Below are 21108 nucleotides of genomic sequence, written 5' to 3'. Positions count from 1 at the left end.
TCAGCTGAAATTTTCTTGCAATTAAATCATTATATAAAGGATCAATAGTTTGCAGTTCATTAAAGATGAACACACACCCAAACTGATCCAATCACGGGACAAAAATAATAGACTGAGTATATCATCTATGTATATTGCGGTCAAATTATTGCAATAATCCCGTCTCGACGTTACAATACTAAGTAATCTTTATAAAAAACACAAGGGGATTTGATAAAAAATGCAAACCATTAAAAAAGCTGCCCATAAAACTTATGAACGTACCCCCGAGCTTATCCGCAGTGTGGAATCAATAATAAAAAGCGTAAAAGAAAAAGGTGATGACGCATTAAAAACATTGAGTGAAAAATTCGATGGCATACCTCTAAAGAATATCAAAGTTTCCCGGCAGGACATTGAAGAAGCTTATAAGCTGATCAGTCCGGAGACTATAAGGCATTTAAAATTTGCCGCCAGTCAAATAGAATTTTACGCGAAGAAGCAGCTTGAATGTTTGAAAGAACTTGAAATCCCCAGCAAAGTGGACGGAGTGACATTAGGTCACAGGCTTATACCTGTGGATGCATGCGGGGCATACGTGCCCGGCGGCAGATATCCTCTGCCGAGTACAGCATTGATGCTGGCAATACCGGCAAAGGTCGCCGGTGTGAAGAGAATAGCCGCAGTAAGTCCCGCTTCAAAGAAATATGGAAAAATCCATCCCGCAGTACTGGTGGCTATGGATATAGCCGGTGTCAATGAAATATATTGCGTAGGCGGAGCACAGGCAGTCGGTGCACTGACCTATGGTACATCGACAATAACACCGGTCGATATGATAGTAGGTCCCGGCAACAGATACGTCACAGAAGCCAAAAGACAGGTCCTCGGTGAAGTAGGGATAGACAGTCTTGCAGGACCCAGTGAGGTACTGATAATAGCTGACGGCACTACACATGCCGATTATACAGCAATGGATATTCTTGCGCAGAGCGAACATGATCCGAACGCAAGAGCAATTTTAATTACAACGGATAAAAAATATGCCGAAGAAGTAGAAGAAAAAATAAAAAAATATGTAAAAGAATTGCCCACAGGTGAAACAGCCTATAAATCATGGGAAGATAACGGCATTATCCTTCTCGCCGAAAATGAAAACGAAATGGTGGACGCGGCAAATAAACTGGCTCCTGAACACCTTGAAATACATACCGCAGACTCTGTCAAACTCAGCGGCCGACTCAAAAATTATGGATCACTATTTATCGGGGAATATACGCCGGTGGCTTTTGGTGACTATTGCTCAGGGACTAATCACACTCTGCCGACGATGCGCACAGCCAGATATTCAAATGGTGTTTATGTGGGAACCTTCATTAAAACATCCTTTTATCAGCATATAACTCAGACAGGCTGCAAAAACCTTGCCGATACCTGTATGCATCTGGCAGAAGTAGAGGGACTTATGGCACACCAAAAATCTGTTTCCATACGACTCGAATAATATTCGGATATTCTTTTCTTTTTTCAATATAGTTGCATTAAATGCAAATAGATATTACAATTATTATGTATTACTATAAGGTCTGGAGGGTTTATTATGCAATTAAAATTTTCCAAATGGCATGGCTGCGGTAATGATTTTGTCCTTGTCAATGGGTTCAATGAGAATATAAATGATATCCAGGAACATTCTGCCGCCATCTGTGACAGGCATTTTGGCGTAGGCGCGGATGGTGTTATTCTCACACTGCCTTCTAAAACATGTGATTTTCGGATGCAGATATTTAATTCTGACGGCACTGAAGCCGAGATGTGCGGCAATGGTATACGCTGTTTTGCCCTTGATGCCTATAAATCCGGTCTCACCGATAAACTTTCTTTTACTGTAGAAACCAAAGCCGGTATTATGCGCCCGCGGCTGACAGCTGACAATAAAGCATCTGTATGCGTAAATATGGGAGAACCAGTACTGGCTGGCGAACAGATTCCTGTAAAAGGCTGTGGCAGTGAACATATAATCAATAAACAAATAACCGTTGATGACAATCAATTCTATATTACCTGTGTTTCCATGGGTAATCCTCATTGTGTTATTTTTGTTGATGATATTAAAAAAATCGATATTAATAAATGGGGACCCGTACTGGAAAAATACGAAATTTTCCCCAATAAGACCAATGTGGAGTTCGTTCAGGTCATCAATCGCACTCATCTCCGTATGCGTGTATGGGAACGGGGCGCTGCCATAACCTTGGCCTGCGGCACCGGTGCCTGCGCGTCACTTGTTGCTTCCGTCTTAAATGATCTATGTGACCGAAAAGCACGGCTCGAACTTGACGGCGGCGATCTTGCCATCGCTTGGGACGAGACAGACAATAATGTATACATGACCGGTCCGGCGAAAAAAGTATTTGAAGGTATATATTACAGTGAATAAAATAAAAAATCTGACTGTGCGAAGTATGACAGGCTTTGGTACAGCTGCCTGCGATAAAGAAAATTACAAAATAACCATAGAAATAAAGTCAGTCAATAACAGGTACAAAGATGTATCTGCTCATCTGCCAATGGGACTGAGATCCTTGGAGCAGGTCATCAATGATTGCCTGAACAAATACTCGCTGCGCGGTAAAATCGACATATATGTCAACTTTATTGATAAGACTGGTGATAGCAACAGTATTACCGTCGACCGGAATCTTGTTTCTTCTTATCAAAAAGCGTTGACGAAAATCGCTGGCATTATCAATTCAGAACCGCTCTCCGGCAATATGTCAATACATGAACTCATTGCTTTATCAGCCTATCCCGGCATACTGACAAGAGAAGATAAAATTCCTGACATTGAAAGTCTGCGGGATGATTTTATAAATACGCTGGAAGGAGCATTGGCAGTCTTTTTACAGATGAAATTGACGGAAGGAAAAAATCTTTGCCATGATATACTATATCGCATCGACATAATCCGAAAAAAGACCGGCTGTCTGTGCGAGCTTAATCCGGCAATAGTAGAAAAATACCGTCAGAATCTTATAACTACCCTTGGAGAATATCTTAATGCTAATGATATAGACCAGACGCGCATAATTCAGGAAGCAGCTATTTACGCGGAAAAAACCAATTATACAGAAGAAACTACCAGATTAAAAAGCCATCTAGATCAATTTGAACAGACTCTTAAAGCCTGCGGCAATATCGGCAGGAAGCTGGATTTCATTGTTCAGGAAATGAACCGGGAAATAAATACCATAGCTTCAAAGGCAAATTCTTCTCAGGCAGGTCAGCTTGTTGTTGATGTCAAAGGAGAAATAGAAAAAATCCGCGAACAAATACAAAATATAGAATAGATGCGCAGCTGCATTTATTTTAAGGAAAGGCTGGATCATATGAGTATTAAATTGATCAATATAGGCTTCGGAAATATTGTATCGGCAAACAGAGTAATTGCTATAGTCAGCCCGGAATCGGCACCCATAAAACGGATTATTCAGGAAGCCAGAGAAGCCGGTCAACTGATTGATGCTACTTACGGACGCCGCACACGCGCTGTCATCATAGTCGACAGCGATCACGTGATTTTGTCTGCCATCCAACCAGAAACAGTAGCCAATCGTATAATTGACGATAATAATGACATAGCAAAGGATAAAGATAAATAAATGCCCATCAAAGGAAATCTGATCATTCTGTCCGGTCCTTCCGGCACAGGCAAGGGTACTGTCTGCAAAAAACTTTTGACGCTGAATAAAAATATTTTTTATTCTATTTCAGCCACCACGCGTCTGCCCCGCCCCGGTGAAAGAAACGGGCGTGAATACTGGTTTTTGAATAAAAAAGACTTTGAGAGAATGATAAAAGGAAATAAACTTTTGGAGTGGGCGAAAGTTTATGACAATTATTATGGAACTCCTCTGGAAAAAATCAACAGCCTCAGAGAGCAGGGCAAAGATGTTCTGCTGGAGATAGACACTCAGGGTGCCCTGTCTGTCATGGAGAAAGCTGCTGACGGTATTTTCATCTTCCTCTTGCCGCCGTCTTTGCATGAATTGGAAAAAAGGATACGCGGCCGCGGCACAGAAACACAGGAAGTTATCCAAAAACGCCTTGATGCGGCTGTCGGTGAAATATCCCTTGGTACAAGATACCATTATCTAGTTGTCAACAGAAATGTGACGGAGGCTGTCAGTCAGCTCAATGCTATAATTACAGCCGAACATTGCCGCACAGAACGAAATATCGAAATTTTAGATAAAGTAAAAAATGAGGAGATATAATTATGGATATAGTAAATCCTTCGATCGATGAATTGATGCCCAAAGTAGACAGTAAATATACGCTTGTCGTTCTTGCGTCCAAGCGTGCACGTGAAATTCTTGATGGTTCAAAAATCAGAGCATCAAAGGTTTCTACAAAAAATGTCACGAATGCTTTGGAAGAAGTAGCAGAAAATAAAATTACCTTTCAACGCATAAAAAATGGTATAAAATAATGTTAAAGGGAAAGAATATCCTGCTCGGTGTCTGCGGGGGAATTGCAGCCTATAAAGCCGTGGAAATTGCCAGCAGATTTCGCAAGCTCGGTGCTGAAGTCAATGTAATAATGACTGCAGCGGCTGCCAAGTTTGTTGCTCCGCTTACTTTTCAGGAAATAACAGGCAATCCTGTAAGCAGCGGCATGTGGGAAAAAGTTCATACCTGGAATGTTGAACATATCGCTCTGGCTCAAAAAGCCGATATTGCTCTTATTGCACCAGCCACTGCCGATATTATAGGCAAGCTTACTGCCGGTATTGCGGACGATATGCTGTCCACTACCTTGATGGCAACTACGGCTCCCATTTTCCTGTCACCGGCAATGAATACAAATATGTATAAAAACCCGGTTTTACAGCGTAATCTTCATGCATTATCCGCTTTGGGACATCATATCATTACGCCCGCCAGCGGCCGTCTGGCCTGCGGTACAGATGGTATTGGCCGGCTTCCCGAGCCATCTGAAATTGTTGATGCAATAGCAAAATTTTTTTCTGAAAAACAGGATCTGTCCGGCAGACGTATTCTTATCAGTGCGGGAGGAACCAGGGAACCGATCGATCCCGTCCGTTATATAGGCAATCGCTCCAGCGGAAAAATGGGGTATGCTCTGGCAGAAGAAGCAGCCAGAAGAGGAGCTGATGTCAGCCTCATTTCCGGACAAACATCGCTTACTGCCCCCGCGTGCGTCAACATTATAAAAGTAGAAACTGCAAAACAAATGCAATGCCGCATAGAGGAAAAATTTCCCGACAGCGAAATAATTATAATGGCTGCTGCCGTGGCTGATTATCGCGTAGAAGACATTGCTGACCAGAAAATCAAAAAAACTGCGGAGACCTTAACGATTACGCTCAGGAAAAACCCTGATATCCTCTTTAGTCTGGGGCAGAAGAAAAAAAATGGGCAATTCCTTGTTGGTTTTGCTGCCGAAACACAGAAGCTGCTTGCTTTTGCACAGGACAAATTAGAACGCAAAAATCTGGACATGATAATTGCTAATGATGTCAGTAAAAAAAATGCTGGTTTTAATACTGATACAAACATTGTAAAAATCATTACAAAGGATAAGAATGTGGAAGATGTTCCCCTGATGACGAAAACTGCTCTTGCCTCAGTCATCTTGGATAGAATAATCCTATATTTTGATCGTTAGTTTTTTCGAGTGCTGATTAATTAACTAGAAACAGAATAGCATATCAACCGCTGCAAAAATCTGAAAATAAAAGAAGTTGACATTTATTATCAGCTGGCGTATTATATATGCATAAATAAATATTGAGCTCATCAAGAGCAGTGGAGGGACGGGCCCTGTGAAACTGCGGCAACCATTGATATTATCAAACGGTGCTAATTCCTTTAGGTTTTTCCTATGAGATGAGAGTAGGCTTTTACGCTCTCTATCTTGTATAGAGAGCTTTTTTATTTACAATTTATCGATGCTGCCCGTCAGCAATGAGCTGTGTATAAAGCCTGTTAACTCTGGCACAGCTCGTCGAAATAACTCAAAGACGGAGGAAAAATATGGCTCAGAAGCGTGTATTATTTACATCAGAGTCAGTTACAGAAGGTCATCCCGATAAAATTGCTGATCAAATTTCTGACAGTATTCTTGATGCTATTCTGGAACAAGACCCGCAGGGCCGCGTTGCCTGTGAAACTCTTATAACCACAGGTCAGGTTCATATTGCCGGTGAAATATCTACAAAATGCTATGTGGATATACCCAAAATCGTTCGTGAAAAAATAAAGCAGATCGGTTACACAAGAGCAAAATACGGTTTTGATGCTCAAACCTGCGGTATATCTGTATCTATTGACGAACAATCTGCCGATATCGCACTTGGTGTCGATAAAGCTCTCGAAGCAAAAAAAGGTATCATGAACGTACAGGATGATGATGCTATTGGTGCAGGTGACCAGGGCATGATGTTTGGTTATGCGACAAACGAAACTCCCGAATTCATGCCATTTCCTATTGCCATAGCTCATCGCCTTTCACGGCGCCTGACAGAAGTTCGCAAAAAAGGTGAACTTGATTATCTGCGTCCTGATGGCAAAACACAGGTCACTGTCGCTTATGAGAACGGCAAACCTGTTCATATCGAAGCCATTGTCGTTTCTACCCAGCACGGTCCTGAAATTTCTCTTGAAACTATTGAAAAAGACATCAAAGAAAAAGTAATTGCGCCTGTTGTTCCTTCTGACATGGTCGATGATAAAACCAAATATTATATAAACCCCACCGGCAAATTTGTCATCGGCGGACCCCAGGGAGACTGCGGTCTGACAGGACGAAAAATAATCGTTGACACTTATGGCGGCATGGCCCGTCACGGCGGCGGTGCATTTTCCGGAAAAGATCCAACAAAAGTTGACCGTTCTGCGGCTTATGCCGCACGCTATGTAGCCAAAAATGTGGTTGCTGCCGGTCTGGCCGATAAATGTGAAATTCAGCTGGCTTATGCCATTGGTGTAGCTCATCCTGTATCCATTATGGTGGATACTTTCGGTACTGCCAAAATAGATGAAGAAAAGATCGCTGAATTAATCAGTAAGCATTTTGATCTGCGGCCTGCCGGAATAATAAAAATGCTTGACTTACGCCGGCCCATTTATGCTCAGACTGCCGCGTATGGACATTTTGGCCGAACAGATGTGGACCTTCCATGGGAACATACTGACAAGGCTGCTCTTTTAAAACAGCAGGCTGCTTTGTAATCTGGCATATACTTGCTTTTGCTCCAATGCCTCCGGGGATAACTATTGCTGACATGTTATTCTTTGGAGGCATTTTTTATGCTATAATCAAAGTGGTGATTATTTTGAAACGACAGGCTGACGTCTTTATAAACATATCGGTAAAAACTATTGCCGAGAGCTATACTTATATTATTCCCGAAAAATTTAAATTTTTAAAAACTGGCTGCCGCGTCGTTGTTTCTTTCGGAGCCAGAAAAATGGAAGGCTTCATCGTACGTATTTTTTCTGCCGAAGATGATGATAAACGGCCTTTAAAGGAAATTGCAGATATAATTGACACTGAACCTTATTTTACCGATAAAGTAATGCAAACAGCACACTTTATTTCTGAATTTTATCTTTGCTCTCTGGGTGAGGCATTACGCCTGTTCATTCCTGGAAAAAACAGCATAAAACTTCGCAGTATATATAGTGTTACTGATAATTATCCGGCTGCCTTAACACTTTCTGAGCATGCTGTGTATGAATTTATTGCAGCCAATCCTGATTGTGATCTCAATCAAATACGATCGGTTGCAAAGGATAATACACCGGAAATACTGAAAAAACTCCAGTCCCAAAAGGCCATTTTCCAAGATTATTTCTGCTCCAGACGCGCTCATCTCGTTTATGATACCTATGTGCAGATAAACAGTGATACTGTCACAGAATCTGTATTGCAGAATATGACACGAAAAAGGACCCAAAAACGTCTGCTGGAATTTTTAGCGGATGGTAAAATTCACAGTATAGCTGAGCTTACCGCACACAAATTTTCTCGAAATATATTAAATCTATTGGCTGCCAGCAATTATATACTGCTGACAAAGAAGCGTGCTTTCCGCAACAGCTACAATAATATAAACCCGGAAAAATCAGCTCCTGTTCTCCTGACTTCTGATCAGCAGTCCGCTTTATCCCAGATAATACCTTTTATACAGCGACAGGAACCGCATACTTTTTTACTGTACGGAGTCACGGGCAGCGGTAAAACTCAGCTTTATATAGAAGCCGCAAAATATGCCTTGAAAACTGTCAGACAATCATTGATTCTTGTTCCCGAGATCGTATTGACAGGACAGCTTGTTGTTTCCCTGAAAAATTTTTTTGCAGAAAACGTCGTTGTGATCCACAGCCGGCTTACAGTCAGCGAACGTAGTGACGCCTTTATGCGTATTCGAACAAATGATGCCAAGATCATTATTGGTGCCCGGTCAGCCATATTTGCTCCTTTTTTTGATCTAGGCCTTATTGTTATGGATGAAGAGCATGACTCATCATACAAACAGGATGAATCACCGCGCTATCATACTCGCGATATAGCACAGAAAATGTCTTTACTTTACAATGCTGCACTCATTCTTGGCAGTGCTACACCGTCCATAGAAAGCTATTTTTATGCTCAAAAAAAAATATATACGCTTCTGAAAATGCCTCACAGGATAGACAATCATCCTCTTCCTCATATAGAATATGTTGATATGCGTGAAGAGCTGCATTTGGGCAACCGTCATATTTTATCACGTGCGCTTTCAACCCTTATCAGCAAAACATTGGAAAAAAAACAGCAGATCATCATCATGCTTAATCGCCGCGGATATTCTACATTTGTAATGTGCCGTTCCTGCGGACTCGTTATAAAATGTCCGCAGTGCGGTCTGCCTCTCGTCTATCATAAGGGAAATTACCTGCAATGCCATCATTGCGATATCAAAGAAGATGTTCCTGATATATGCCCCTCCTGCAACAGTCGATACATAAAATTTTTTGGCTCAGGCACTGAAAAACTGGAACAGGAACTGCAGGAGTCCTTTCCGACAGCCAGAATTATCCGGCTCGACCGGGACACTACCGGCCGGAAATTTGCCCATCAGGAAATTTTGCGCAATTTTAAATCTGGAGCTTATGATATTCTTCTCGGCACTCAAATGGTCGCCAAAGGTCACGATATTCCTTCAGTGACAGCCGTTGGTATAATAAGCGCCGATTCCAGTCTTAATATGCCTGATTTCCGTTCGGCTGAACGCTGTTTCAGCCTTATAACACAGACCGCAGGCCGGGCAGGACGCGGTACGCTGAAAGGCAATGTCATTGTCCAAGGGTACAATCCCGAGCATTATGCTGTCGTATCCGGTATAGCACAGGACTATGACGCTTTTTACAGGCAGGAACTAATCTTGCGGAAGGAACTCTTTTATCCGCCTTATGCCAGCCTTGTAAAACTAACTGTCCAACATGAAAATGAGTCAACGGCATTACAAAAAGCTCTATCGCTGCGAGAGTCGTTCAAAGAAAATTTTACTGATACCCGCGTGCATCAGCTGATTGGTCCCGCCCCCTCTGTTATAGCAAATTTTCGTGGCATATATCGTTTCAATATCTTACTGAAAACCGCCGATCTTGCCTGTGTTAACAAATTTTTATGCTCCATCGGTCTTGATACGGACAAAGACGTTAAGATAGATGTAAATCCTTTAAATACTATGTAATTTGAATTTTTTTGTCGACAATGATAATATTATTATAAAGAAGGGAAGATGATAGATTAATGGCATTACTGGATATAAAAAAAATTGGTGATCCTATATTAAAACAAAAATCCTCTCCTGTGGAAAAAATAGACAGTACTATAAGGAAATTACTTGATAATATGGCTGAAACCATGTATGAAGCAGAAGGTGTCGGCCTTGCCGCACCGCAGATCGGCGTCTTAAAACGCATTGTTGTGATTGATGTAGGCGAAGGTCTTATAGAGCTCATAAATCCTGAAATAGTTCGCTGCGAAGGTAGTATGCAGGGTATTGAAGGTTGTCTCAGTGTTCCTCAAATGAACGGCGAAGTTGATCGTTACGAAAATGTATCCGTTAAATTTCTTAATCGTCAGGGCAAAGCCCAGCGCATATTGGCAAAGGGAACTTTACTGTCCCGCTGTCTGCAGCACGAAATAGACCATTTGGACGGCATTCTTTTTGTTGATAAGGCCAAAACACTTGTCCGCCTGGAGGACAGCAATGAATAATTTGAAAGCTGTATTTATGGGAACGCCGGATTTTGCTGTTCCCTGCCTAAAAAGACTGAACGAAATCTCCGAAGTCATAGCCGTAGTAACTCAGCCTGACAAAAAACGCGGGCGGGGTCAGAAGCTGACTCCATCTCCCATAAAAGCTTTTGCCCTGGATAACCAGCTGCCGGTTTTTCAACCAGCAAAAGTAAAGTCTCCGGATTTTGTCGAACAATTATCTCGGCTGAATCCTGACATAATTATTGTCGTTGCCTTCGGACAGATCTTATCTCAGGACATTTTAAATATCCCTCCGAAAGGCTGCATAAATGTCCATGCCTCGCTCTTACCTGCATATAGGGGCGCGGCGCCTATTCATTGGTCAATTATACGCGGTGAAACTCTCACAGGCGTCACGACCATGTATATGGACGCCGGGCTGGATACAGGCGACATGATTTTAAAAACAGCTGTTTCTATAACCGACGATATGACTACCGAAGAACTGCACGATAAACTTATGGCCGCCGGTGCAGATCTGCTTGCCGAAACTATAGAACAAATCCAAAAAGGTACTGTTCTGCATGAAAAACAAAATAATGAACTGTCCTCCTATTCACCTATGTTGAATGATGATATCTGCCGCATTGACTGGAATAAATCAGCCCGGGACATACATAATCTTGTCCGGGGGCTCAATTCATGGCCAGGAGCTTACAGTATTATCGATGGTCAGAAAATGAAAATATGGCGAACATCGGTTGTTGATTCTTTAGCCGATTCTACTCCCGGCAAAGTAACCGCACTTACAAAAAACGGCTTGCTTGTAGCTGCCGGAGAAAACTCTGTAGAAATTTTAGAACTGCAGACACCAAATAAAAAAAAGATGTCAGCTAAAGCCTATATCAATGGTCATAAATTACAGCTGCCCCTGCAATTTGAATGACTGCAAATAAAAAAACCGCCCCCATGATTAGATTTTTAAGTCTAATTATGGGGGTGGTTTTTTATCTACACTCTTGGTCTCGAATCAATCATCCTGAAACATGGATGCCACCATCGCAACCAAGCGAATAATTTCTATATAAAGCCACACAAGTGTTATCAATAATCCAAATGCAGTAAAATATTCCATATATTTCGGCATACCGTTGGTTACTGCTTTTTCTATATTATCAAAGTCCAGCAAAAGATTAAAAGCAGCAACAGCTGAAATAATAAGTGACACGACAATACCCAATATGCCGGTTCTTGGCATAAAATCAGCGCCAAAGAAAGAAGCGATAAAGCTGGCAAAATAGAATATGGCAATTGCAGCTGTCATGCTGATTATTGCTGAACGAACTTTTTCGGTCACTGTTATCACACCGGTCTTCCATAACACAAGCATGGAAATCATCACGGCAAAGGTTATACCGACAGCTATGGCTGATATACCAAAATAAAGATGTTCAAATTGCATTGAGATAATTCCCAGCGCCATACCTTCAAATATAGCGTATCCCGGCGAAGTGTACTCAGAAATACTTGGTTTGAAACAAGTCACTAATGCCAAAATAAGCCCTCCAATGAAACCTGCTCCTATTCCTACAATCGCTAAAGAGGTATCCGCCAGAAAGTTTGCCGATACTGCCGCCGATATTATCGTCAATACTACAAGTCCGATACTTTTTTTAATTGAACCGGATAATGTAGCTGTTTGGCCGAAGCTTATTGCTGCATTTTCATTTTCTTTTTCCATAACACGAATAACGGGATTAGCCATTTAAAACATCCTTTCAAAATTAATACTACACACTCTGTGACTCTCGGGAAAATGACTGTTCATCCCGAAAAAACCCAGATGAATTAAGTTAATTATACCATTTTACTAATAAAAACACAATTTTAAACGCAGTCAGACCCATACTATATTGAACCACCTGTTTTAATTATTATAAAAATAATGTATTAGCAGCAGAACTGTGATAAAATAAAGCAATAGTTAATTCAATACAAGGGAGTATTATAAGTGAACTCGGAAAAAAAGATAAAAATAGCGGGATATGCACTGATCATTATTTTAGTAGGCAGTATCTATATAATTTCGCCAAATTTTTATAACGATCTTTTTCGTGTGATACTCAGCGGCGATATGAAGGAAATAGCTGCTTATATAGATTCTTTTGGTAATTTGGCTATTTTTTTCGGCTTCATGCTGGTCTTGCTCATTAATATAGTAGGTCTGCCTTCTATTTTTGCCATTACAGCCAACGGGCTGCTTTTCGGACCGGCTATCGGCATCATAATCTCCTGGATTGCTGAAACAGTCGGTGTAATTCTTGGTTTTTTACTTATGCGTACTATTTTGCGCCCGTCTGCGGAAAAACTTATACATAAAAGCACCCGGCTGAGTAAAATAGATGATCTCAGCGGAAAAAATGGTTTTAAACTCATGCTCGTTCTGAGATCACTTCCTTATTTTCCTTCAGGAGTGCTGACTGCTTTTGGTGCCATCAGTAAAATATCATTAAAAGATTATTCATTATCCAGCTTGATTGGTAAACTTCCGGCTACTGCATTGGAAGTAATGATCGGACATGACATTTTTACATACAATCAGAACTTAAACAGACTCGCCATTGTAATAGCAATATCAGTAATTGTCTATGGAGGACTATGGTTTTTTAATAAAAAATACATAAATGGTAAAAAATAATACTTTTGTTCTTTTTCTCTTGATTTTCTCTTTATTTTTAGTATAATATAGCAAGACTTACCTAAATGTTAAGCTTACTAATATTGAGTTTTCTGATCAGCACTTTTTTACAGCATTAAATAACATTGCACTATCTCAGGGAGGGTTTTTTTTGATTAAAGTTATAGTAAACGGCGCATGCGGCAAGATGGGACGTGCCGTATTGAAAGCTGTGTCTGATGACAAAGAGCTTGAATTAGTCGGCGCATCTGATATAAAAGGCGGAATGGACGTCGGTGATCTTATCGGCAGCAAAAAAACGGGCATCATTGTAAATGAAAATCTGCAATCCGTTATCGATACTGCTTATCCTGATGTGATGGTGGATTTTACAAAACCGGATGCGGTATTTTCCAACGCTTGTCTGGCACTCAAAAATCATGTATCTCCTGTCATCGGTACTACCGGCTTATCTGACGAAGCAAAGGATAAATTAAATCAGCTTGCCCTGGCACAAAATACTCCGGCTTTTATAGCAGCCAATTTTGCAATAGGTGCTGTTTTAATGATGATGTTTGCGAAGGAAGCCGCAAAATATCTGCCCAATGTAGAAATCATCGAACTGCACCACGACCAAAAGCTTGACGCACCTTCCGGTACAGCAATAACCACGGCGGAAATTATCAGCGAAGTTCGCCGCCCCATGAAGCAGGGACATCCTGACGAAAAAGAAAAACTGCCGGGAGCACGCGGTGCCGAAATAAACGGCATTCCAATTCACAGCGTCAGATTGCCCGGTTATGTGGCACATCAGGAAGTTATTTTCGGTGGTCTCGGACAGACACTCACGATACGTCATGATTCTATAGATCGTACCTCGTTCATGCCTGGAGTGGTTCTCGCCTGTAAAAAGATTTCCGGTTTAAAAGGCCTTGTAAGAAATCTTGATAAAATAATGTGATAAGAAAGGTCGCGTTTTAATGAAAAAATATAATGTGGCTATTCTTGGTGCGACCGGTGCCGTCGGCCAGGAATTTCTCAATTTGATAGAAGAACGCAATTTCCCCTTTGCAAAACTCAGTCTATTGGCTTCAAAACGTTCTGCCGGCAAAAAAATAATTTTCATGGGCAAGGAATATACTGTCGAAGAAGCGACTAATGATTCCTTTGAAAATATTGATATAGCATTATTTGCCGGCGGAGCAGCCAGCAAAACTTTTGCACCCGCAGCTGTTCAGGCCGGTGCTGTTGTCATTGATAATTCGAGCGCATTTCGGATGGATCCCGAGGTTCCTTTGATCGTGCCCGAAGTAAATCCTGAATGCATTAAAAAACACAAAGGCATCATTGCTAATCCGAATTGTTCAACTATAATCATGGTAATGGCATTAAAACCGCTTTATGACAAAAGCAAGATCAAACGTATCGTAGTGTCCACATATCAGGCTGTTTCCGGCGGCGGCAAAGAGGCTATGGCTGAACTCCAGCAGCAGGCAGAAGATATAGCTGCCGGCCGCCCTGTAAAGGCAGAAATTCTGCCCGGTGCATCATTGCCAAAGCATTATCAGATTGCTTTCAACCTAATCCCCCAGATTGATATTTTCAAGGATAATCTTTACACAAAAGAGGAAATGAAAATGATCAACGAAACTCATAAAATATTAAAGGATGAAACGATCGGCATCACTGCAACAACTGTGCGCGTACCTGTATTCAGAAGTCATGCCGAATCTGTAAATATAGAGTTTGAAGACAACGTAAGTGTAGAAGAGGCAAAAAATCTTCTTTCTGCATTTCCTGGTGTTATCGTCCAAGACAATCCTGCTGAAATGGATTATCCCATGCCCCTGATGACCTCGGGTAAAAATGACGTATATGTCGGACGCATACGTCAGGATTATTCTATAAAACATGGTTTAAATTTATGGGTAGTTGGTGATCAGATAAGAAAAGGTGCTGCCCTTAACGCCCTGCAAATCGCTGAATATATGATATCACATGATATGAATTAAATAATTTAAAAAACTTTCTGTTGAGGTTTAATAACTCAATAGAAAGTTTTTTTATTGAACAACTTTTTAGTGTTTATCCAAAACGATAAATTTCTTTATATTTGCAAATCACTGAATTATCAAACCTATACGTACGTATACTTCCTATTTAGACGAATATCGCTGATCCGCCCGACGAATCAATGTTCCATAAATTTTTTTCAATTCATTAAAAGCATTTTCCACTTCAGCTGGTATATCTACGTGTATTATATAGTTTTTCCCCATTGGTCCATATCCGCTTTTATTATCTGTCAAGCGCGGTATTTCTCCCATTAAGAGAGTGATATAATTTTTCATTTTCCACATACCGGATATATCTTCGATAAATATCAATTCGCCATCCCGGACCGCAGCAGTTGCACTGTAAGCAGCAAAATTTATTACAGAAATTTCCGGCATATATTTTTTTAATACAGATTCCATACGATACTGCATCGCAGCATCCTGAGAAATTAAAATATTACTAAATTTTATATTTTGCCTTTTAAGAAGCTTCAGCAGATAGGAAATATTATTGCCGCAATTTGTCGATTCTGTTTCTAAAAAGTCAGGATTTAAATTATATTTTTCTTTCAAATATGCCGCAAAAATCTCCGCTTCCGATAAATTTGCTGTTATCACAGCGGGATACACTTCATGCATTTCTTTGCGCAGATATTCGGTTGTATGTCCCATGCCGCCAACGACAATATACTTTTCGGCAATTCCTTTTTTCATAGCGTCTGCCAATACATCACCGCCTGCTATAATACTGCCGCCAAACAAAACCATTATATCGGTCTTGTCTATTTTATATTTATTTTTAAGTTCATCAGCATTCAGAATCTTGATATCACGTTTTCCGCAGAATCTTCCCAAAATATTTATATATTCTGCAATTTTCTCTTCTATTGGATACTTTTTATAAGTTTTATCCATACTTTTCACCTCTGATAGCAGCATAAACCGTATCAGCCCGATTACACTGCACGGTCTGACACAGCAAACCATTCCGATATTTTAACAAAAGCAAATCAGCTCACGCTGATTTGCTTTTGTCCATATTGATTAAAATTATCCCGCCTTTTTGTTCGTAGCCGCTGTCCCAGAGCTGATCTAATGACAACCAATGAATACTTCCATATGTTATCACTTTCACCATAAAGGCATTATTAAATTCCTCATAGCCCGCCAGCCAAAACCAATGCCACACATAATCTCTCAAACGCGGGTCTCTATGTTTAAGGTTCAAATAGGGTACCGGCATTTTCTTATCCAGCTGATTTCGTACGGCATCCTTAAAATTTTGTAAAGGACAATTGCTGTAAATTCCATCTAAATGTATATCTTTTTTCTTTTTATCATAAAGATACGCATTGAATCCCTCAATAAATATTTCCAGCTTATTTATTCCATGCACTCGGGGAGCCAAATATGGTTTCATTATGTTGGAAAAATTTATATAGTCCTCTTTGGTTATCTTTTCCACCGCATAGGGATATAATTTTTTCTCTCTGAAAACCATTGCAAAATAAATGCAAAGATCACAAGCTGTCACTGCTCCGCAGCCTCCTATTTTCATCCAGTAATCAGTAAACCAATCTTGATTCCCACCAATAAAATTTTCTATTTTAAAAAGCTGTAATTCACTCATAATGCTTCTCCTGCAAATTATTATTATGATAATTGTTTTAGTAATAATTAATTCTCTATATTATACCATTTCAATTCAATTTTTCCACAATTATTCGAAATAATTTTATCAATCGACAGCCTTATTACGAATACATAAATAAAAGCCGGTCATGTGCTTATTCTCTCACATGGCCGGCTTCTGTTTATGCATTCTGCAAACATTAGCTGATTCTATATTATTTTACATAATCAGCTATTATTTCTACAGCTCTTTTTATACCGGTCCGCCCAGTATTAACTGTTATATCATAATCTTTAGGATCACCCCATCTTGCTCCCGTATAATAATTATAATACGAAGCCCTTTTGTCATCTTCCCGTTCCAATTCTTTCAATGTTTTATGATATACAGAAACACCCCTGTCCATACGAAAACCATCATCTGCCGCAATATAAAAGTGATAGGCCTGTCCAAAGTTTTTTAGAATAAAATTTGAACAGCGTCCGATAAATATTCCGTCCGATTTCTGCGCTAATGCTTCTATCGCTTTGGCTTGAGATGAAAATAGATAATTATCATCATCAACGGCCAAATCTCCAAACATTGTAGCATATGGTGATATATTTCCATACAGATTATCATAGGTCAAGTCCAATTCATTAAGTCCCACGCCTTTTTCCAAGTGAGCTGAAATATATGCTACCAATTTTCTGTCATACAATGGAATTTTCATCTTACCGGCCAGCTTTTCAGCTATTTCCCGACCGCCTGCTCCATACTGACGACCAATTGTAATGATCATTTTATTCCTGCTTTCTAAATTTTATACATGAAGCTTTCCAGATTTGAAAATTTTTCATGCAAAAGGATTTTCCGTAGGATACAGCATATTTTTAGGCTGATTAAAAGCAATGTCCTTGATATCAAGAAATTTAAAAATATCAAATAAAATCTTTCCATAATGTCCAAATGCCACTGCACCATGATGAGGATATTGCTTTTCTATTAAGACATGACGATAGAAACGGCCCATCTCAGGAATGGCAAAAATTCCGATCCCGCCAAAAGAACGGGTAGCTACAGGCAAAACTTCTCCTTGAGCAATATAAGCATGAATTTCACCGGCGGCATTGCTTTGCAGCCGATAAAAGGTAATTTTTCCAGCCGTGATATCTCCTTCCAGAGTACCGCGAGTGATATCCGGCGTTTCACCATTTTCCAACAGACGATTTTGAATAAGCTGATACTTTATAGCGCCTTTATCCAATTTGCACATAGGTGTATTTCCGCAGTGAAATCCCATAAATGTATCTTTAAGAGTATATCCGCCATACTTAGCTGCAATGTCTTCATCAAAAAGATCTTTCGGTACTGAGTTATTTATATCGAGCAAAGTAACCGCATCACCACTTACACAAGTACCTATATATTCACTGAGCGCGCCGTAAATATCGACTTCACATGCCACAGGGATACCTCGGGACACAAGGCGGCTGTTTACATAGCAAGGTTCAAAGCCAAATTGAGACGGGAATGCCGGCCAGCATTTGTTTGCAAACGCGATATACTTGCGTGAGCCTTTATGATTTTGTGCCCAGTCCAGCAGTGTGAGTTCGTATTGCGCCATTCTTTTCAAAAGATCGGGGTATGGATTAGCCTTTCCCATTTCTTTTTTCATGTCTTCAATAACTTCTTTAATACGAGCATCCCCAGCATGCTCTTTATAAGAAACAAGCAGATCCAGTTCTGAATTTTCTTCTATTTCTATTCCCAGATCATAAAGTGGTTTTATCGGTGCATTGCAGGCAAAAAAATCCTGAGGGCGCGGTCCAAAAGTAATTATTTTTAAATTGGCCACCCCTATCAAGGCTCTTGCTACAGGCTGAAATTCATTTATCATATCTGCCAGATTTTCTGCAGTCCCAACAGGATATTCCGGAATAAATGCTTTTATCTTCCTGAGTCCCAAATTATATGAACAATTCAGCATACCGCAGTATGCATCACCGCGTCCGTTTATCAGATCCTTGCCGGTTTCTTCCGCAGCAGCTATATACATTACCGGGCCGTCAAATTTCTGAGCGATCAATGTCTCCGGTGTTTCAGGTCCGAAATTCCCCAGAAAGACTACCAGGGCATTACATCCTGCATCATTCACTTCATTTACGGCCTTTAGCATATCATTTTCATTTTCTACTACAGTTTTTGCTTCATAAATGGAACCATATTTTTTCGTATAGGACTGTACAACAGCTTTACGGCGATTTTCTGAAAGTGAAATAATAAAACAATCTCTGCTGACTGAAATAATACCACATTTTACTTCTGGAATATTTGTCATCATTTCTATACTCTCCTTTTTAATCAACAATCTTTTATGTGCTTGTGCACATTTTTTTATGAATCAAGAATAACACTTTATAATCAGTTTTGTCAATATAGATTTTTACAAAAATTTGTAATACTTATATAAATAAATCTTCATCAATTATTAGCGCTATAATAATGTTTTTATCAATATGAATTTTTATTTAAAAAGAATATTTTTTTATTAATACAATAACTTATGGAAAAAATCTGAAAAATATCAAAAATGCTTATTGACAAATAAATTTTCAAACGATATACTTAACGCATAAATTGTGCTTAAGCACATATTTTATTTTGCAAATTGCTGATTAGGTGGAAATATCAGAAATATTATTTATCCGATGACTAACCCGCTCTAATACTCACGCTTGTGCAAGCGGTGAGTAAAGAGCGGCTAACTCCCTGGATAATTTCGACTACTATTTCAGGCGGCATCAAAACGCCCTCTGAATTAAGTCTCCATTTATATGATAAAATTACCTTATTTGACAAAAATTCTGCTGTTAAAAACATTGTTTTTGTCTTTTTTGAGCTTGATCAGTCATTAGCTGAATAATGGAGAGAAGAAAGGCGGTTTAATGATGAATTATTTATTAGGGTTAGATATCGGCACATCAGCTACTAAAACAGTACTTTTTGACGAGTATATGAAAACTGTGGCTGCTGCGTCAGAAGACTACCCTCTGCACCAACCCCAAAACGGATGGGCCGAGCAAAATCCTGCCGATTGGTATAATGCATCCTTGCATACAATTCAGCTCGTTCTGGCAAAATCAGGAATTGCTCCAGATTCCATTAAAGGCATTGGCTTATCCGGACAGATGCATGGATTAGTCATGCTTGATAAGAACAACGCTGTTATACGTCCATCTATAATATGGTGCGACCAGCGCACCGCAAAGGAATGCGAAGAAATAACAAAAAAAATCGGTGCACAGCGTTTGATTGAGATCACCGCAAATCCTGCACTTACGGGATTTACTGCATCCAAAATCTTATGGGTCCGCCGTCATGAACCGGAAAATTATGCCAAATGCGCTCATATTTTATTGCCCAAGGATTATGTACGTTTTTGCATGACCGGAGAATATGCAACAGAAGTTTCTGATGCCAGCGGTATGCAGCTTTTAGACGTACCGAACCGTTGCTGGTCAGATGAAATTCTGGAAAAGCTGTCTATAGATAAAAAGTTTCTTGCCAAAGTATATGAATCACCGGATGTTACCGGTCACATAAGCGAATCATTTGCCAAAGCTTCGGGACTTTCCCCTAAAACTGTCGTAGTAGGCGGTGCCGGTGACAACGCAGCTGCCGCGATCGGCACAGGAATAACAAAAAATGGACGTGCTTTTACTACAATCGGCACAAGCGGTGTAGTATTTGCACATACAGATAATTTAAAAATTGATCCGAAAGGACGGGTCCACACATTTTGCTGTGCTGTGCCCGGATGCTGGCATGTCATGGGTGTAACACTCGCTGCCGGCTTGTCATTAAAATGGTTCCGCGACAATATCGCAAATGATTATAAAGAGCTTGCCGACAAACAAAATAAAGATCCATATGTATTGATGAACGAAGCAGCTGCCAAAATTCCCTGCGGCAGTGACAGACTCATCTATCTGCCTTATCTGATGGGAGAACGGACACCGCATTTGGATCCGGAATGTCGTGGTGTATTTTTTGGTTTATCGGCTATCCACTCAAAAGCCAATATGATACGCTCAGTCATGGAAGGTGTATCTTATTCGCTGAGTGATTGTTATGATATATTAAAAGATATGGGTGTCAATGTAAACGAAATGATGGCATGCGGAGGAGGAGGAAAGAGCCCTGTATGGCGTCAAATGCTCGCCGATATGTTCAACTGTGAAGTTAAAACACTTACCGCTGAAGAAGGACCGGCTTTCGGTGTGGCAATATTAGCCGGTGTCGGTGCCGGACTATTTAAAGACGTGGTGTCGGCTTGCGATGAATTCATACAGATCGGCTCGAGCTGTACTCCCGTACCGGCAGAAAGAGATTATTACGAAAAAGGACACCTGCTTTATAAGAAACTATATAAACAGCTTAAAGACTGTTATCATGATCTGTCCGCCTTATAAATAAAATTTTTCCGCACAATCATACCCGCA

Annotated in this window: 20 protein-coding genes and 1 riboswitch; of the genes, 15 read left to right on the top strand and 5 right to left on the bottom strand. The window is 40.2% G+C overall.

Annotated elements, in window-relative coordinates:
• The first annotated feature begins 220 nt into the window (after window positions 1–220).
• From hisD to fmt, 11 genes are all read left to right on the top strand, one after another.
• Window positions 221–1483 carry a histidinol dehydrogenase gene (gene hisD / locus NXG61_RS10270; RefSeq protein WP_307223929.1) on the top strand — a complete coding sequence of 421 codons (1263 nt, stop codon included), beginning with the start codon at window positions 221–223 and terminating at the stop codon, window positions 1481–1483.
• A 96-nt stretch (window positions 1484–1579) separates the two neighbouring features.
• Window positions 1580–2419: a diaminopimelate epimerase gene (gene dapF, locus NXG61_RS10265; protein ID WP_307223931.1), complete on the top strand. Its 840-nt coding sequence runs from the start codon at window positions 1580–1582 to the stop codon at window positions 2417–2419.
• Window positions 2412–3329, top strand: coding sequence for a YicC/YloC family endoribonuclease (locus NXG61_RS10260; protein WP_196604764.1), 918 nt, complete (start codon window positions 2412–2414; stop codon window positions 3327–3329). The genes dapF and NXG61_RS10260 overlap by 8 nt, the downstream gene beginning before the upstream one ends.
• A 39-nt stretch (window positions 3330–3368) precedes the next feature.
• Window positions 3369–3641, top strand: a complete 273-nt coding sequence (gene remA / locus NXG61_RS10255; RefSeq protein WP_196604765.1) for an extracellular matrix/biofilm regulator RemA — start codon at window positions 3369–3371, stop codon at window positions 3639–3641.
• Window positions 3642–4256 carry a guanylate kinase gene (gene gmk, locus NXG61_RS10250; RefSeq protein WP_196604766.1) on the top strand — a complete coding sequence of 205 codons (615 nt, stop codon included), beginning with the start codon at window positions 3642–3644 and terminating at the stop codon, window positions 4254–4256. It begins immediately after the preceding gene.
• A gap of 2 nt (window positions 4257–4258) precedes the next feature.
• Window positions 4259–4471, top strand: a complete 213-nt coding sequence (rpoZ, locus tag NXG61_RS10245; protein ID WP_231038600.1) for a DNA-directed RNA polymerase subunit omega — start codon at window positions 4259–4261, stop codon at window positions 4469–4471.
• Entirely contained in the window at window positions 4471–5670 is a 1200-nt protein-coding gene (gene coaBC / locus NXG61_RS10240; RefSeq protein ID WP_307223935.1) for a bifunctional phosphopantothenoylcysteine decarboxylase/phosphopantothenate--cysteine ligase CoaBC, read from the top strand. Before rpoZ ends, coaBC begins: the two co-directional genes overlap by 1 nt.
• Window positions 5671–5795: 125 nt before the next feature.
• Window positions 5796–5898: riboswitch (SAM riboswitch) on the top strand.
• 140 nt (window positions 5899–6038) lie between these two features.
• On the top strand, window positions 6039–7235 hold the full coding sequence (gene metK, locus NXG61_RS10235; protein ID WP_196604768.1) for a methionine adenosyltransferase: 1197 nt from the start codon (window positions 6039–6041) through the stop codon (window positions 7233–7235).
• A gap of 104 nt (window positions 7236–7339) precedes the next feature.
• Window positions 7340–9745 (top strand): replication restart helicase PriA, encoded by a 2406-nt coding sequence (gene priA, locus NXG61_RS10230; protein ID WP_432748918.1) that lies wholly within the window; start codon window positions 7340–7342, stop codon window positions 9743–9745.
• A 59-nt stretch (window positions 9746–9804) separates the two neighbouring features.
• Window positions 9805–10275 (top strand): peptide deformylase, encoded by a 471-nt coding sequence (def, locus tag NXG61_RS10225; RefSeq protein WP_196604770.1) that lies wholly within the window; start codon window positions 9805–9807, stop codon window positions 10273–10275.
• On the top strand, window positions 10268–11203 hold the full coding sequence (fmt, locus tag NXG61_RS10220; protein ID WP_196604771.1) for a methionyl-tRNA formyltransferase: 936 nt from the start codon (window positions 10268–10270) through the stop codon (window positions 11201–11203). The genes def and fmt overlap by 8 nt, the downstream gene beginning before the upstream one ends.
• A gap of 84 nt (window positions 11204–11287) precedes the next feature.
• Here fmt and NXG61_RS10215 read toward each other — a convergent pair whose 3' ends face one another.
• Window positions 11288–12022 carry a Bax inhibitor-1/YccA family protein gene (locus NXG61_RS10215; protein WP_307223939.1) on the bottom strand — a complete coding sequence of 245 codons (735 nt, stop codon included), beginning with the start codon at window positions 12020–12022 and terminating at the stop codon, window positions 11288–11290.
• A 246-nt stretch (window positions 12023–12268) separates the two neighbouring features.
• On the opposite strand from NXG61_RS10215, the gene NXG61_RS10210 reads away from it, so the two are divergent.
• From NXG61_RS10210 to NXG61_RS10200, 3 genes are all read left to right on the top strand, one after another.
• Window positions 12269–12955 (top strand): TVP38/TMEM64 family protein, encoded by a 687-nt coding sequence (locus tag NXG61_RS10210; RefSeq protein ID WP_307223941.1) that lies wholly within the window; start codon window positions 12269–12271, stop codon window positions 12953–12955.
• Between the two features lie 151 nt (window positions 12956–13106).
• The gene (gene dapB, locus NXG61_RS10205) at window positions 13107–13895 is read left to right on the top strand and encodes a 4-hydroxy-tetrahydrodipicolinate reductase (RefSeq protein WP_307223943.1); all 789 of its coding nucleotides are present in this window, start codon (window positions 13107–13109) and stop codon (window positions 13893–13895) included.
• A 19-nt stretch (window positions 13896–13914) separates the two neighbouring features.
• The gene (locus NXG61_RS10200; RefSeq protein WP_307223945.1) at window positions 13915–14946 is read left to right on the top strand and encodes an aspartate-semialdehyde dehydrogenase; all 1032 of its coding nucleotides are present in this window, start codon (window positions 13915–13917) and stop codon (window positions 14944–14946) included.
• A 144-nt stretch (window positions 14947–15090) separates the two neighbouring features.
• On the opposite strand, the gene NXG61_RS10195 is transcribed toward NXG61_RS10200, so the two are convergent.
• From NXG61_RS10195 to NXG61_RS10180, 4 genes are all read right to left on the bottom strand, one after another.
• Complete coding sequence (locus NXG61_RS10195; RefSeq protein ID WP_307223947.1) at window positions 15091–15906, bottom strand: YdcF family protein; 816 nt, start codon at window positions 15904–15906, stop codon at window positions 15091–15093.
• A 100-nt stretch (window positions 15907–16006) separates the two neighbouring features.
• Window positions 16007–16621: a hypothetical protein gene (locus tag NXG61_RS10190; protein WP_196604776.1), complete on the bottom strand. Its 615-nt coding sequence runs from the start codon at window positions 16619–16621 to the stop codon at window positions 16007–16009.
• A 217-nt stretch (window positions 16622–16838) separates the two neighbouring features.
• Window positions 16839–17405 (bottom strand): AAA family ATPase, encoded by a 567-nt coding sequence (locus NXG61_RS10185; protein WP_307223950.1) that lies wholly within the window; start codon window positions 17403–17405, stop codon window positions 16839–16841.
• A gap of 54 nt (window positions 17406–17459) precedes the next feature.
• The gene (locus tag NXG61_RS10180) at window positions 17460–18947 is read right to left on the bottom strand and encodes an L-fucose/L-arabinose isomerase family protein (protein WP_307223951.1); all 1488 of its coding nucleotides are present in this window, start codon (window positions 18945–18947) and stop codon (window positions 17460–17462) included.
• A gap of 607 nt (window positions 18948–19554) precedes the next feature.
• On the opposite strand from NXG61_RS10180, the gene xylB reads away from it, so the two are divergent.
• Window positions 19555–21078, top strand: a complete 1524-nt coding sequence (xylB, locus tag NXG61_RS10175) for a xylulokinase (protein ID WP_307223953.1) — start codon at window positions 19555–19557, stop codon at window positions 21076–21078.
• Window positions 21079–21108: the final 30 nt, after the last annotated feature.

Source organism: Pectinatus haikarae (assembly GCF_050916305.1).
GTDB classification, from domain to species: Bacteria; Bacillota; Negativicutes; order Selenomonadales; family Selenomonadaceae; genus Pectinatus; species Pectinatus haikarae.
This window is presented reverse-complemented; position numbering and strand designations above follow the sequence as displayed.